Origin of the sequence: Vibrio sp. CCUG 15886 (assembly GCF_028570825.1) — a bacterium.
Lineage (GTDB): Bacteria > Pseudomonadota > Gammaproteobacteria > Enterobacterales > Vibrionaceae > Vibrio > Vibrio vulnificus_B.
On record NZ_JAQQBT010000001.1, the window covers coordinates 98,974 to 114,092 of the forward strand.

A 15,119-nucleotide genomic window follows, 5' to 3' on the forward strand; every position below is an offset into this window, starting at 1 on the left:
GCTCTCTCAATCAGGAGGCTGCTTTATGCAACTTGCCAGTACATTGCTTTTTCAATCGCACCGATTAAGCGCTCGATATCTGCTGGGTAAACTTCGCCAATGTTGCCGATACGGAAGCAATCTGCGTTCGACACCTTACCCGGATAAATCACAAAACCTTGCTCTTTCAAACGTGTGTAGAACGCTTTGAACTGGTAATCACTGTGCGTCGGAGAGTAGAAAGAAGTGATGATTGGCGAGTGAAGGTCATCACTCAGTAGCGGTTCGAAACCAAGAGAGCGCATACCTGCAACCAGTGTTTTCTGGTTAGTTTGGTAACGGTTATGGCGAGCCTCAATACCGCCTTCTTGTTCCAGCTCTAACAATGCTTGGCAGAAAGCGCGAACCGTGTGCGTAGGAGATGTGAAACGCCATTTGCCGTGGTTCACTTCCATGCAGTGCCACTGGTCGTAAAGATCAAGGCTCAAAGAACGCGCCTGACCTTGGCATTTTTCTAGCTCAGTTTGTTTCGCGATCACAAAGCCAAAGCCTGGTACACCCTGAATACATTTGTTTGCAGAGCTGATCATAAAATCGATGCCTAATTCTGCAATATCGATAGGAATGCCACCAAAGCTCGACATGGCATCGAGAATCACCACTTTGCCGTGCGCTTTTGCGACAGAAGCAAAGGCCTCAATTGGGTTCAGCATGCCTGTGGTAGTTTCACAGTGAACAATCGCCACGTGTGTGATTGCAGGATCCGATGCCAATGCAGTTTCCACCTCGTTCAAGTGTGGCTGTGATGTTTCGCCTGGGGAAACAACATGGCATGGAATATTTAAGTAATCAGCGATCTGGGCGATACGCGCACCGTAAGCGCCGTTGTCGACAACCAACAACTTTCCATCTTTGCCAATGGCGCTGCCTATCGTCGCTTCTACTGATGCGGTGCCGCTACCTTGCATTAGTACGCTGGTATAGCCGCTATGCTTTGTCGCCAGTTTTACAAGCTTAGTGCGGATCACTTCTACAATGTCTTTGTTGTATTCATCATCCCAAGTACACCAGTCTTTTAGCATGGCTTCACGTACGGTTTCAGAAGTAGATAAAGGACCTGGAGTCAGTAGTAGGTATTCGTTTTTCATCTCGATTTCCTTCAGAATAAATTAATTGGTCTACACCAGAAATTAGGCTCACTCTAACAAGGATGAAAAAGGGTCGTAAATAGCCATTCAGTGAATTTCATAAAACTTTCATATCCAAAATTCCACCGATCATTTGGTCGCCTATTTATCGATAATTTTCTCAAAACTGCCATTTAATGGTCATGATTTCGTCACAAAGGCTCAGTAGGGTGGTTATCGTCAACTGGTACAGACCAAATGAAAACTTAGCCAAATTAACTGGAGAAAATGATGAAAAACCGTTTGATGAAAGGATCGCTGGCTGCACTTGTCTCTCTTCTTGCTACCAATGCAATGGCTGCACAGGAAGTGACGGTTTACACCGCTTTCGAAACAGACATTCTTGCTAAATACAAGTCTGCGTTTGAGAAAGATAACCCAGATATCAAGATTAAGTGGGTTCGCGATTCAACCGGTATCATGACGGCGAAATTGCTGGCAGAAAAGAACAACCCTCAAGCGGAAGTGGTTTGGGGTCTTGCTGGCTCGTCAATGGCACTGCTTAAAGATGAAGGTCTTCTTAAGCCTTACACACCAAAAGGTTTGGAAGAGCTGCACGCGAACCTAAACGACCCTCAATCAAACCAAGCTTGGTTTGGTAACGATGCGTTCTTTAACGCAGTTTGTTTCAACGAAGCGGTAGCGAAACAACTTAACCTACCGAAACCAACGTCTTGGGAAGACCTAACAAAGCCGGTTTACAAAGGTCACATTGCAATGCCTAACCCAGCGTCTTCAGGTACTGGCTACATGCAGGTTTCTGCTTGGCTACAAAACATGGGTGAAGATCAGGCATGGAACTACATGCGTGACCTAGACAAAAACATTGCACACTACACACATTCTGGTTCTAAGCCATGCGTTCAAGCAGGTATGGGCGAAGTGGCTATCGGTATTTCGATGGCGAGTCGCGGCGCGAAGCTGAAAACACAAGGTGCACCACTTGCGGTTATCACACCTAAAGGCATTGGCTGGGAATCAGAAGCGGTTGGCCTAGTGAAAGAGTCTGATGCAGCGAAGCGCGTTGTCGACTGGTCAATCTCTAAAGCAGCAAATGAGCTCTACGTAGAAATGTACCCAGTGGTGGGTCACAAAGAAGTGAAAGCGACTGTGTCTAACTTCCCGAACGTTCAAGAAAATATGGCGAAGATGGATTTTGCGCAAATGGGTAGCAAACGTGCAGAAATCTTAGCGACATGGTCTGAGAAATTTGACGCGAAATCAGAGCCAAAGTCTTAATCGAATTTGCTTTGAGTTGAATACTGAAATCCACCTCGGTTGAGGTGGATTTTTTTGTCTGCGGCGCCAAGGCGAGGCTGTTTTTTTATCGTGTCGACGCTTTAGGTTCGATGCCATTCGTTTTACGGGTGCTCGCGGCGGAATGGATTCCGGATAGCTCGCTCAGGCTCGTCCGGAATGACGTGCTTTTTGATTATGGAAGTGTCGCGCTTTAAGTGTCATTCCCGATAGTGACGAAGGAGCGTGATCGGGAAACCATGACATTTGCTTGGTGTTGGGGTGAATTTTCATCTCGATAGAAATGGATTGTTTGTTATAGGCACCAAGGCAAGGTTGTCTTTTATCGTTTCGACGCTTTAGGTTCGATGTCATCCGTTGTATGGGTGCTCGCGGCGGAATGGATTCTGGATAGCTCGCTCAGGCTCGTCCGGAATGACGTGCTTTCTGATTATGGAAGTGTCGCGCTTTAAGTGTCATTGCCAATAGCGACGAAGGCGCGTGATCGGGGATCCATGGTATTTTCTAGCGCGAATGCGAAAGTTTACCACGATAGAAATGGATTGTTTGTTATCATCCACACCTAGGCGAGGCTGTCTTTTATCGTTTCGACGCTCATCCGTTATATGGGTGCTCGCGGCGGAATGGATTCCGGATAGCTCGCTCAGGCTCGTCCGGAATGACGTGCTTTCTGATTATGGAAGTGTCGTGCCTAAGTGTCATTCCCGATAGCGACGAAGGAGCGTGGTCGGGAAACCATGGTATTTGCTTGGTGTTGGGGCGAATTTTTCCCTCGATAGAAATAGATTTTTTTGTTTTCGGCACCAAGATGAGGCTGTTTTTTGATCGTGTCGACGCTTTAGGTTCGATGTCATCCGTTATATGGGTGCTCGCGGCGGAATGGATTCCGGATAGCTCGCTCACGCTCGTCCGGAATGATGAGTTCTTGGATAATGGAAGTGTCGCGCCTAAGTGTCATTCCCGATAGCGACGAAGGAGCGTGGTCGGGAAACCATGGTATTTGCTTGGTGTTGGGGCTTAAGTTGACCATAGTATCTTTAACGATGAGTCTTGTTAGGTCGACGCGGTGATCTCCCTTCATCTATTTGTCATCTTCTGGCTATAAATTTGTCATTGGAACGTAACACTCTAAAACTAAATTTGGTATATACCATTTGGAGTGTGTGTTATGTCAACTAACCAACCTTACCTAAATATTGAAAATGTTGTGAAGCAATTCGGTCAGTTCACGGCATTAAAGAATATCTCGCTGGCGATACAAAAAGGCGAGTTCGTTTGTTTCTTGGGCCCTTCTGGCTGCGGTAAAACCACTTTACTTCGTGCCATTGCAGGTTTAGACCTACCAACATCTGGTGCAATCTTTCAAAACGGTCAAGAGACCACATTCCTACCACCAGAGAAGCGCGATTTCGGCATCGTATTCCAATCTTATGCGCTGTTTCCGAATCTAACTGTGCAAGAGAACATTGCGGTGGGTTTGAAGAACCAAGGCATGTCGACCAAAGAAGCGTTAGAGACTGTGGAGATGTGGCTTGAGACCATTGGCCTGCCAACTTCCGGTGAGAAATTCCCGAACCAGCTTTCTGGTGGGCAGCAGCAGCGTGTTGCTTTGGCCCGCGCGTTGGCGTTGTCTCCAGGTCTACTGTTACTCGATGAGCCTTTGTCGGCGCTGGATGCAAAAGTGCGCGTTCACTTGCGTAATGAAATTTGCAAGCTTCAACGTAAGCTTGGCATCACCACCATTATGGTTACGCACGATCAGGACGAAGCCCTGTCGATGGCCAATCGCATCGTGGTGATGAACCATGGGGTGATTGAGCAAGTCGGCACACCTCAAGAGATCTACCAACAACCAGCAACGCGCTTTGTGGCCGAGTTTGTCGGCAGCATGAACTTTATTGAAACCTCCGTCGCAACGGATTCCCAAGTGCGTATTGCTGAGACCCTGATGCCAGCGCCAAGTCTGACCAATCGTAAGATCCAACGTGGCGACCGATTCGACCTTGCGGTGCGCCCTGAAAGCATCAAGTTCGTTGAAAACTACAACAACTCTTTACCGGTACGTGTTACCGCAACCGAGTTTCTGGGGGCGTTTTTCCGCATTGATTGTGTATTGCAAAACGACAGCGTAAGCCAAACCATCGTTGTGGATGTGCCTGTAGAAACAGTGCAGAAACTTACTATCAAGGCGGGCGATGTACGTTACATCCAGTTTGCGGAAGAAGGGTTACATGGTTACGCCGTGCCTTCGTTTGATAAAGCGCTAGCGGCGTAGGTGTAAACATGGATGCAAAGATAATGACAATGAATAGCCTCACCACACAAGACAAAGCGAAATCTTTACTCGGGCGCATCAGTCGTGACAACCTCGTGTTGTTTAGCTTGTTGGCCGGTTTATCGGTATTGATGGTGCTGTTCATCTTAATGCCGCTTTGGGCAATGTTGACCAAAAGCGTACAAAACAGCGATGGTGAGTTTGTTGGGTTAGCCAACTTTTTGACGTACTTTGCCTCTTCAAGCTTGTGGGTTTCCGTCGGCAACACCTTTACTTTGGGCGTGATTGTGACCTCGGTAGTGGGTGTGCTTGCGTTTGGTTATGCCTACGCGCTGACTCGTTCATGCATGCCGTTTAAAGGCTTATTTCAAATCCTAGGTACTGCGCCGATCCTTGCGCCTTCGTTGTTGCCAGCGATCAGTTTGATCTTCCTTTTTGGTAATCAAGGCATTGCCAAAGAAATGCTGTTAGGAAACTCGGTTTACGGCGTGATTGGTATCTCGATGGGTTTGATTTTCTGGACCTTCCCTCATGCATTGATGATTTTGACCACTTCGCTGCGCACTTCCGATGCCCGTTTGTATGAAGCCGCCCGCGCGCTGAAAACCTCACCCATCAAAACCTTCTTTATGGTGACGTTACCGGCGGCGAAATACGGTTTGATCAGTACCCTGATTGTTGTATTCACGTTGGTGATTACCGATTTTGGTGTGCCGAAAGTGATTGGTGGCAGCTACAACGTTCTGGCGACGGACATCTTCAAGCAAGTGGTGGGGCAACAAAACTTTGCTATGGGGGCGGTGACCAGCATTATGTTGCTATTCCCTGCGGTCATGGCGTTTGGTGCAGACCGCTGGGTACAGAAAAAACAAAAGAGCTTATTCGACACGCGTTCAGTGCCTTATCAGCCAGAACCTAACAAAGCGCGCGACAGCATCTGCTTGGTTTACTGCAGCATCATTTCTATCGCAGTGCTGGCAGTGCTTGGCATGGCGGTGTACGGTTCGTTAGTCACATTCTGGCCTTGGAACAAAGCGTTGACGCTCAACAACTACAACTTCGCTGAAATGAGCACGTACGGTTGGAGTCCATTCTTTAACTCGCTAACGCTGGCAGGTTGGACTGCGCTTATTGGTACAGCCATTATTTTCGTCGGTGCGTATTGCATTGAAAAAGGGCGTGCGTTTGGGCCAGTTCGTCAAGTGATGCAAATGCTCAGCGTGGTGCCAATGGCGGTTCCCGGTATGGTGCTTGGCTTGGGTTACATTTTTTATTTTAACGATGCGAACAATCCTTTGAACGTGCTTTATGGCACCATGGCATTCTTGGTGATTAACACCGTAGTGCACTATTACACGGTCGGCCATATGACAGCATTAACGGCGCTCAAGCAACTGCCTTCAGAAATCGAAGCCACAGCGGCATCGGTCAAGCTGCCACAGTATAAGCTCTTTTTTAAAGTGAGTTTGCCCGTGTGCTTTCCTGCGGTTTTGGATATTGCTAGCTACTTGTTTGTTAATGCATTAACCACCACTTCTGCGGTAGTATTCCTCTATTCGACGGATACCATTCCCGCGTCAGTATCGATTCTCAATATGGACGATGCAGGCCAAACGGGCGCAGCTGCTGCGATGGCCGTGATGATCATGATTGCAGCCGCGATTGCGAAGATCGTTCAGATGACGTTGGGGAAGTGGTTAGACAGTCGCACTCAGGCTTGGCGGAAAAGATAAGGACACCTCGTGCAGTACGTAAAAATTAAAGATTCGATTGTTGAACAGATTGAAGCGGGCATGTTAGCGCCAAGACAAAAGTTGCCAGCAGAGCGCAAATTGGCAGAGTCGTTTGATACCACACGAGTTACGCTACGCGAGGCGTTGTCTTTATTGGAAGCGGAAGGTCGAATCTATCGCGAAGACCGCCGAGGTTGGTTTATCTCGCCTGTACCGTTGCGTTACGACCCAACTCAAACACTGAATTTTACCAATATGGCGTTAGCGCAGAATCGAGTGCCGAAAACACAACTGCTCGGCGCAAAAGCGATTTTAGCTAACAAAGTGGCGGCTCGCTTACTTAACCTTCAGCCATTTTCTGATGTGTTCCGTGTTGATCGTGTGCGTTATCTTGAAGACCGCCCGGTGGTGTACGTAACAAATTACGTTCGCCCTGAGTTGTTTCCCAATCTGTTAGACCACGATTTATCGAACTCACTGACGGATATCTATCGTGAGCACTTTGGGGTCAGCTATCAAAAAACGCGCTACCGCATTTCTACCAGTACCTTGCTCGGAGAGATGGCTCAGGCGCTACGTGCAACTTCTGGGACACCAGCAATGGTGGTGGAGCGCATTAACTACAATCAGCATGGCGAGCTCATTGACTGCGATATTGAATATTGGCGTCATGATGCCATTTGTATCGAGTCTCTCGCAGAATTGGCAAGATGATCACATGGTGAAATAAGCCGATTGAAGTCTGTTTCATATCCGAGTATTTTCCTAATCGATAAGCATTCTTCTATGCAGTGTTAAGGCTCCATCTGGAGCCTTTTCTATAAGGAACGCAGATGAATTCATTGGCGATAGTGTTAGTCATCATTTCAGCCGTTTTTCATGCAGGTTGGAATATCCTTGGTAAGAGCCATTCTGGTTCAGGTCCTACTTTTACTATGGTGGCCAGCCTTGCTGCCTCCCTATTGCTCACGCCTTATCTGATTTGGTATCTAAGCCAAGTTGGTTGGTCAGCGTTACCCGCAACGTTCTGGTGGCTGCTGATCATTAGTGGCATTTCACAAATGATCTATCTGGTTGGCCTCATCATTGCCTACAAACACGCTGACGTTGGTGTGGTGTATCCCATCGCGCGTTCACTGCCAGTCATGATGGTGGGGGGAGTAAGTCTAGTGTTGGGATACGAGCTTACCGCCCAACAATGGTTCGGTTTTATGCTGATCACTTTAGGTTGCATGTTGGTGCCATTGACTCATTTTAACCAGATGAGACCAGCCTCTTACCTGAATGTTGGGGTTGCTTGGGCGCTGGTGGCTGCGTTGGGTACCGCAGGCTACTCGGTGATCGACAAAGAAGCGTTGGTGTTGGTCACGCAAACTGCGCACTCCGTTTTGGCGGATCAATACAGTGCTATTTTTTATCTTGGTATTCAATTCTGGGCAATGGGGCTGCCGATGTTGCTTTGGTGCTTGAAGTTCTCCAAGCGCACCGAATTTGAATATGCCTGGAACATCCGCCTAAGCGCGAGTTTGGCAGGGGTAATGATGGCATCGACTTATGGTTTAGTGCTGTTTGCGATGACCATGACTGATAACGTCAGTTTGGTGGTTGCTTTGCGCCAAGTCAGCATCGTGTTTGGTTTGCTGATGGGTATTCAATTTTTGGGTGAGAAGTGGTACCTCACTCGTGGGATTGGCGTCGCTTCAATCGTGGCGGGATTAGTATTAACGCTTACCTAAACACTCTAGTCTAGGTGCTGAGTCAATTCGAGTTTTTCAGTCATCGTTATCATTTCTTACGCTGTACAACAGTTTTTCTCGCTCGTGCCTTTGGCGAGCGTTTTGTAATTTATCGTTATGATTATTGCAAAGGAAAACCCCATGCGGAATGTTAATGCCACAGAACAATCGGGCTCACCGTCGAACCATTCACACCCTTCTTTCTGGTTTAAACAAGCGATCGAACAGGAGCAACCCCCATCAGCAAAACCACTGCAGGGGCAACTCGAGACGGATGTTTTGATTGTCGGTGGTGGCTACACGGGTTTGTGGACGGCCATCATGCTCAAAGAGCAGGCACCAGAAAAACAGATTACCGTCATTGAAAAGGGGCTATGTGGCTGCGGAGCCTCGGGCGCAAATGGTGGCTGTATGCTGACATGGTCAACCAAGTATCCGACGCTCAAGCGATTGTTTGGTGAAGCCCACGCCAAGTGGTTGGTTGAGCAATCGGAACAAGCCGTCTTAGACATTGAGGCATTTTGCCAACAACACCAAATTGACGCACAACTTTCGTCAAAAGGCGTTTATTACACCGCGACCAACTCGGCGCAGAAAGGCGCATTACAGCCTGTCGTCGCGGAGCTAGAGCGTTTGAATATCAACAGTTGGCGTCATTGTGAACAACACGAACTCGCCACCCATAGCGGCTCGCCTCGCAATGTTGATGGCCACTATTCGGCGATCGCAGCTACTGTTCAACCTGCAATGTTAGCAAGAGGGCTGCGAAAAGTGGCCATAGAGATGGGCGTGCAGATCTATGAGCACACACCAATGACGGCGTTAGCATATGGAGAGCCAGCGAAAGTCACTACGCCCAAAGGGGAAATTTATGCACAGCAAGTGGTTCTTGCGCTGAATGCTTGGATGGTGGAACAGTTTCCGCAATTTAAGCGCAGCATTGTGGTGGTCTCGTCAGATATGGTGATTACCCAACCGCTTGCACCTGAAGCTTTGTCTGATGCAGGTTGGAAGGCAGGAAGCAGCGTGTTGGACTCGCGAATTTTTGTGCATTATTACCGCGATACGGTTGATGGCCGCTTAATGCTCGGAAAAGGGGGGAACCATTTTTCCTATAACAATGCGGTAGAGCCGATGTTCCAGCGCGCTACACGCTACCAAGATTTGCTACGTCGTTCCTTCGATAAGCTCTTTCCAAGCTTAAAAGGCGAAGAATTTGCTTACAGTTGGACAGGTGGTTCGGATCGCTCTGCTACGGGTTTCCCTTTTTTCGACCGCTTAGCAGGGCAAAGTAATGTCTTCTATGGTTTTGGCTATTCAGGCAATGGTGTTGCTCAAACGCGAATGGGGGGCAAGATTCTCTCCTCTTTGGTGTTGGGAATCGACAACGAATGGAGCCAGTGCGGTTTGGCGAAAGGTCCGTTAGGGCAATTCCCTCCAGAGCCGTTTCGTTGGTTGGGTGCCATGCTGGTGCGCAATGCAGTGAGAAGAAAAGAAGAGGCGGAAGACAACGAACAAACGCCTTGGCTCTGGGATAAATGGCTGGCAAAGCTGGCAGGCCCTGCTGGCAAGGCGGACAAGCTTGAATAATATTACTGTCACTAACTGACGATAGGCTGCTCTTTACATTGTAAATTTGAAAACAAACACGCGGTTGTCTTCTTATTGGGGCGCGTGTTTGGTTTCGCTCAAGTGAGAGTACTGAATGCAAAGCCTACCACCACTGAATGCGCTGAAAGCGTTTGAAGCCGCTGCGCGATTGCAGAGTTTTACCAAGGCGGCGGAGGAGTTAAACGTCACCCGTGCTGCCGTGAGTCAGCAAGTGAAAGCACTTGAATCTCAATTAGAGGCGATTTTGTTTGAGCGGCACGGCGCGCAGTTGGTCCTCACTGAGGCGGCGAGAGATTATTTGCCTGTGGTTTCCAATCTTTTTCAGCAATTGGCGGTGACCACGGAGCAATTGTTCAATCGTAGGCAAAATGGGCAATTGGTTTTACACGTGGCGCACAGCTTCTGCTTGCAATGGCTGTTACCACGTTTGGGCGATTTTCGACGTCGCTATCCACAATGGCCGCTAAAAATTTCCACAACATCAAATACTTTACCTGATAACAGCGCCACGGCAGATGTCGAGATCATCAATGGCTATGGTGATTGGCAATACCATCAAGTGACGAAATTAACAGAGGAAAACTGGATATTGGTCGCGAGCCCCGGCTTTCTGCAACTCAATCCGATAGCCACGTTAGATGATCTCAAAAATGTGCCTCGCTTGGCGACCAGTGGGTATGTGGAAACCTGGCCACGCTGGTTTGACTATCATGAAGTCTCCGTCGCCTGCGGCAAAATGGCTTTAGAGTTTGACCATTCGACACTCTCCATCGAAGCGGCAGTGCATCAACTGGGTGTGCTGTTGGTACGAGATTTATTGGTGGATGACCACTTACGCCAAGGCAGCTTGGTTCAAGTGGGAGAGTGGTCGATGCCCAGTGCTGGCGCACATCATTTGATTGTACGAAACGCAGACAAACCTCAAGTGGATGCGTTTGTTCACTGGCTTACAGATTGTTGCAAAAATCGCTGAGAGGCGGCAGACAAATTACGCGTTTGCTCTTTTCGAATCAAAGGTATTCGTTGTTACTATCTCACCGATATTTTTCCGCTGTATGTGGTGCGGAACAAAAGCGGGAGGCGTGAAATGGAAGTACTCAATGGTGGCCGAGAAGGGGTCATTTTGCGACAAGGAAATCATGTAACTCGTCCGGCGAGCGCATCAACCGTGACAGTCCATCAACTGTTGCGGCATCTGCATCAGCATGGGTTTCATGCTTGCCCAGAGCCGTTGGATCTTGAGCAAGATCGCGAAACCGTCAGCTTTGTGCAAGGGGACTGCTATAACTACCCGTTAAGCGGCAAAATCACGTCAATCAATGCTCTCAAATCAGCGGCTCGCCTACTGCGAAACCTGCATGACGCATCACAATCTTTTCTCAGTTTACATTCGCGTGAGAACCTACACTGGATGCTGCCAGCAAGGCAGCCTGCAGAAGTGATCTGCCATGGTGACTTTATGCCTTACAACGTCGTGCTTGAAGAAGAGGTGGTGGTTGGTGTGTTTGATTTTGATACCGTGCACCCAGCGCCAAGAATTTGGGACATTGCCTTTGCGGTTTATGGCTGGGCGCCGTTTAAAACGGATGAAACAGATAAGCTTGGCAGTCTAGAAGAGCAAATTAGCCGCGCACGGATATTTTGTGATTCCTATGAATGCAGTCGTTTACAGCGAGAAGAACTGGTCGAAACCATGACGTTAAGGTTGACCGCACTGGTGGATTACATGCGAACCCAGGCCAGTGAAGGCAATGCACAGTTCGCAGAAAATATCGCGCAAGGCCATCACTTGGCCTATCTGAATGACATCGACTATCTCAATAAATATCGCCATGCGATCACCCAAGGAGTGCTGCAAGGCCTCGCGAGATAAACGACTCAAACGCGAAGAACGAATTATGGCATCGTACGATCAAAAAGCCCGCAAAAATGCGGGCTTGTTTCGTTTAGAATGCGTCAGTGATTAACCTTGCATTTCAGCTTCGGCCAGTACTTCAGGCTGTTCGCTCTCTTTTGCTGCATCAAGCATCTTACGAATCACCCAAGAGGCCGCCAGCGCTACACCCACCATGACGACCGCTAGTACGGTGAGCAATTGGAAGTAATCACCGTAAACCGTTTGCACGATCTCTTGCGTAATTGCTTGGCCTTTCTCTAGGGCGATAGAAGTAGAGAATACCGCGCCAACGATGCCACTGAGCGCAAGCGCCACAGAGAACAAGCTGACAGAGAAGTTCTCAATGTGTTTTGGTGCAACCGATAGGATAAACGCCACCACCATTGAGCCCACGATAACTTCAGCAATCGCTTGGAAGAAGTGAATCGCGAGGAAAATCTCTGGCAGGATGATCACATCTTCACTGATATTGATGACGGCGAAGGTCAGGATACCAAAGGCTATGGCGGTTAAAACAAACGCCAAAGCAATCTTTGTTGCTGTTGAGAGGAAGATGTTGCGCTTCTCTAGCATTGCAAAGAAACCTGCCACGATAGGACCACCCACCATACACCACAATGGGTTCATCGCCATGGCCGCTTCTGGCTCAAGTGGAATGAAACCAAAGAGGTCGCCTTTTAGCGTATTGATCGCCACCATGTTCATCGATGTCATCATCTGACCGTAGTAGACGAAGAAACATGTGGTCAGGAATGTCACGATTAAGATGGTGCCCATCTTCAATGACTCTGACTTGCTCACTTTAAACATCAAAGAGATGAAGTAGAGAATGGCTGCGCCGCCAATGGCGTAAACGATGTTTTGGCCAATCGCCATGTTTGAGAACATGAAGAACACCAACGCAATCATGGCTGCAGAAATCACGGCAAAGAAGATCCAGTTTTTTACACTCACGGACTGTCTATCCAGATCCGTTGCGACACCCACCAAGCCTTTGCGGAAAATAATCAAGGTGACCAGTGCCGCTGCTGCCATCACGGCTGAAATGACGAAGCCGCCGTTAAAGCCAATGACCAACACCAGCATGGGGAAGAGGTATTGACCTAAGAATGCCCCAACGTTGTTAACGGAATAGTTGATAGGGTAGCCCTTTTCAAAATCTTCTTGAGAGTTGAAAGTGCGCTTGTACAGGCTTGGGTAGGATGGAGACATCAAGCCACGGCCATAGCTGGCCAACGCGATACCGCACATTGAAAGGGGAACGTTACTGGCGGATGCGCCCAGCACCAACAGCACATAGCCAGAAGAGAACGCAAGGAATGCAATAGACAATGAGCGATATGCGCCTAAAAATTTATCAGCGATAAAGCCACCCGCAATCGCAAACAGTGGACCGATGGCGGAGAATGCGCCGACGATCATCATTGTATCTGCTTCGTTGTAATTCAGATCCTCTAAGAAAAAGCGCGTTAAGCTAACGAGCACGCCGTAAAATGACAAGCCAAACATCATTTGGCAGAACATCATGGATTTATTTAGTTTATTCCACATAATTTATTGCTCACTGTTGGATTATTTGCAGTGGTTATGACTGGATTTATTGTATATTAATGGTGTGTAATATTTTGAAACAATTGTCGCACAAAGTAAAAGTTTTGCACTACATTTTCTAATGACAAACGATTGCTTAACTAATGGGTTGTTCTAAATCAAATGTATTGATTGGGATAATATTCGTCAGATGAAACTAACGGTAGTTTTTTGTGAAATTTCACAAATGTATTGGTATTGGTAAGCAAAAGCGCGCAGAAAAAGGGAAGAAGAGAGGGGGCACTGAGTTTGTGCGTAAGCCATACAAAGAAAGGGCAGCAGCGCTACCCTTTGTGATGTTTATTTAGTCAATTTGATGAAGTGACAGGCTATTCACACGGAGGCGCCATGTGAATCAGCGCCAAACCGCCGAGCGAGGTTTCTCGATATTTTTTATTCATATCTTTACCCGTTTGGTACATGGTCTCGATAACTTTATCTAATGAGATGAGGCACTTACTTGTGCGCTTTAAGGCCATGCGCGAAGCGTTTATCGCTTTCATGGCGCCCATCGCATTGCGTTCAATGCACGGCACTTGAACCAAGCCACCAATCGGATCGCACGTCATGCCGAGTGAATGTTCCATCGCGATTTCTGCGGCAATGCAAATTTGCTCGTTGCTGCCACCCCGTAATGCGGTCAATCCCGCCGCAGCCATTGAGGAGGAAACACCAATTTCACCTTGGCAGCCCACTTCTGCTCCTGAAATCGAAGCATTGGTTTTGTACAAAATGCCAATTGCGCCAGATACAGCAAGGAAGTCTTTCAACTGCTTAGTATCGAGTTCTTTGATGAACTTGTGGTAGTACATTAATACCGCTGGAATCACACCTGCTGCGCCGTTGGTCGGGGAGGTGACCACTTGGCCACCGGCCGCGTTTTCTTCGCTGACGGCAAAGGCAAACAAGTTAATCCAATCCATGATTTCCATCGGATCGTTTTCAATCGCGGCATTGGCTTCGAGCTTTTTCAGCAAGTTGGGTGCACGGCGAGTGACGTTTAAACCACCGTCAAGAATGCCTTCGGTTTCAAAACCGCGCTTCATGCACAGGCTCATCACTTTCCAAATTTGCTCAGCTTTGGCATCGATGGTGTCCATATCGTGGAACATTTGCTCATTGCGCAGCACCATTCCTCCAAGGCTAAGCCCGTTCTTTTCCGCCATTTCTAGCATTTCATCGGCATTTCTAAAGGGGAAATCCACCTTCACAGCGGATTCTTGCTTGCCATTTTTCAGTTCATCTTCGGTCGCAATAAAGCCGCCGCCAATGGAGTAGTAGGTCTCGAAGTGAAGGCGCTGCTGCTGTTCATCGAAGGCACTGATGGTCATGCCATTTTCGTGCAGTGGTAGGTTTTCGGTATGGAAGAGAATGTCACTGGCAAAGTCGAATTCAATAAAGCGCTCACCACGTAGCGAGAGCTGCCCTTCGTGAATGGCTTGGCGCATCGCTTGATTGGCACTGCTAATACGGATGGTATCAGGGCGATTGCCTAACAGCCCTAAAATGACGGCGCGATCGGTGTGGTGACCTTTTCCTGTTAGCGATAAAGAACCGTAGAGATCGACCTGAATTCGTTGCACTTTATCAAGATCATTTGCCAACAATTGCGTAAACTGATACCCCGCAATCATGGGACCATTGGTGTGAGAGCTTGAAGGGCCAACGCCAATCTTAAAAATATCAAAAATCGACAGCATAATGATTTCCTATCTGACAACCTGCTAGTAAGTATGGATGAAGCAGTGAGTTGTACCAGTTCATCTTGAGTATGTATGTTGAAATTTTGTTAATGAATCTTAATGCGGTGAAAATAGCCTCAGCTTGAACAAAAGTACAGCAGAAGATGAGAGT

Annotated in this window: 12 protein-coding genes; 9 read left to right on the plus strand and 3 right to left on the minus strand. The window is 47.9% G+C overall.

The window, feature by feature from the left end; translation table 11 throughout:
- Nucleotides 1-23: 23 nt before the first annotated feature.
- Nucleotides 24-1,127 (minus strand): 2-aminoethylphosphonate--pyruvate transaminase, encoded by a 1,104-nt coding sequence (phnW, locus tag PQQ36_RS00490; protein WP_225470201.1) that lies wholly within the window; start codon nucleotides 1,125-1,127, stop codon nucleotides 24-26.
- Nucleotides 1,128-1,394: 267 nt separating this feature from the next.
- On the opposite strand from phnW, the gene PQQ36_RS00495 reads away from it, so the two are divergent.
- The 8 genes from PQQ36_RS00495 (at nucleotide 1,395) to PQQ36_RS00530 (ending at nucleotide 11,651) form a co-directional block, all read left to right on the plus strand.
- On the plus strand, nucleotides 1,395-2,405 hold the full coding sequence (locus tag PQQ36_RS00495; protein ID WP_025533230.1) for a putative 2-aminoethylphosphonate ABC transporter substrate-binding protein: 1,011 nt from the start codon (nucleotides 1,395-1,397) through the stop codon (nucleotides 2,403-2,405).
- A 1,186-nt stretch (nucleotides 2,406-3,591) separates the two neighbouring features.
- The gene (locus tag PQQ36_RS00500) at nucleotides 3,592-4,698 is read left to right on the plus strand and encodes a putative 2-aminoethylphosphonate ABC transporter ATP-binding protein (protein WP_123773219.1); all 1,107 of its coding nucleotides are present in this window, start codon (nucleotides 3,592-3,594) and stop codon (nucleotides 4,696-4,698) included.
- An 8-nt stretch (nucleotides 4,699-4,706) separates the two neighbouring features.
- Complete coding sequence (locus PQQ36_RS00505; RefSeq protein WP_123773220.1) at nucleotides 4,707-6,431, plus strand: putative 2-aminoethylphosphonate ABC transporter permease subunit; 1,725 nt, start codon at nucleotides 4,707-4,709, stop codon at nucleotides 6,429-6,431.
- Between the two features lie 9 nt (nucleotides 6,432-6,440).
- The gene (gene phnR, locus PQQ36_RS00510) at nucleotides 6,441-7,145 is read left to right on the plus strand and encodes a phosphonate utilization transcriptional regulator PhnR (protein ID WP_011151851.1); all 705 of its coding nucleotides are present in this window, start codon (nucleotides 6,441-6,443) and stop codon (nucleotides 7,143-7,145) included.
- Nucleotides 7,146-7,264: 119 nt separating this feature from the next.
- Nucleotides 7,265-8,167 (plus strand): DMT family transporter, encoded by a 903-nt coding sequence (locus PQQ36_RS00515; protein WP_045621168.1) that lies wholly within the window; start codon nucleotides 7,265-7,267, stop codon nucleotides 8,165-8,167.
- 141 nt (nucleotides 8,168-8,308) lie between these two features.
- Entirely contained in the window at nucleotides 8,309-9,757 is a 1,449-nt protein-coding gene (locus tag PQQ36_RS00520; RefSeq protein ID WP_045621166.1) for an FAD-dependent oxidoreductase, read from the plus strand.
- A gap of 115 nt (nucleotides 9,758-9,872) precedes the next feature.
- Nucleotides 9,873-10,751 carry a LysR substrate-binding domain-containing protein gene (locus tag PQQ36_RS00525; protein WP_045621164.1) on the plus strand — a complete coding sequence of 293 codons (879 nt, stop codon included), beginning with the start codon at nucleotides 9,873-9,875 and terminating at the stop codon, nucleotides 10,749-10,751.
- 114 nt (nucleotides 10,752-10,865) lie between these two features.
- Nucleotides 10,866-11,651, plus strand: a complete 786-nt coding sequence (locus PQQ36_RS00530) for a phosphotransferase (protein ID WP_045621162.1) — start codon at nucleotides 10,866-10,868, stop codon at nucleotides 11,649-11,651.
- Nucleotides 11,652-11,741: 90 nt separating this feature from the next.
- Here the strand turns inward: PQQ36_RS00530 and PQQ36_RS00535 are convergent, their stop codons facing one another.
- Nucleotides 11,742-13,226 (minus strand): peptide MFS transporter, encoded by a 1,485-nt coding sequence (locus PQQ36_RS00535; RefSeq protein ID WP_045621160.1) that lies wholly within the window; start codon nucleotides 13,224-13,226, stop codon nucleotides 11,742-11,744.
- Nucleotides 13,227-13,438: 212 nt separating this feature from the next.
- Here PQQ36_RS00535 and PQQ36_RS00540 point away from each other — a divergent pair, with 212 nt between their 5' ends.
- Nucleotides 13,439-13,573: a hypothetical protein gene (locus PQQ36_RS00540; protein WP_017790018.1), complete on the plus strand. Its 135-nt coding sequence runs from the start codon at nucleotides 13,439-13,441 to the stop codon at nucleotides 13,571-13,573.
- A 21-nt stretch (nucleotides 13,574-13,594) separates the two neighbouring features.
- Here the strand turns inward: PQQ36_RS00540 and PQQ36_RS00545 are convergent, their stop codons facing one another.
- Nucleotides 13,595-14,965: an L-serine ammonia-lyase gene (locus PQQ36_RS00545; protein ID WP_011151867.1), complete on the minus strand. Its 1,371-nt coding sequence runs from the start codon at nucleotides 14,963-14,965 to the stop codon at nucleotides 13,595-13,597.
- Between the last annotated feature and the right edge of the window lie 154 nt (nucleotides 14,966-15,119).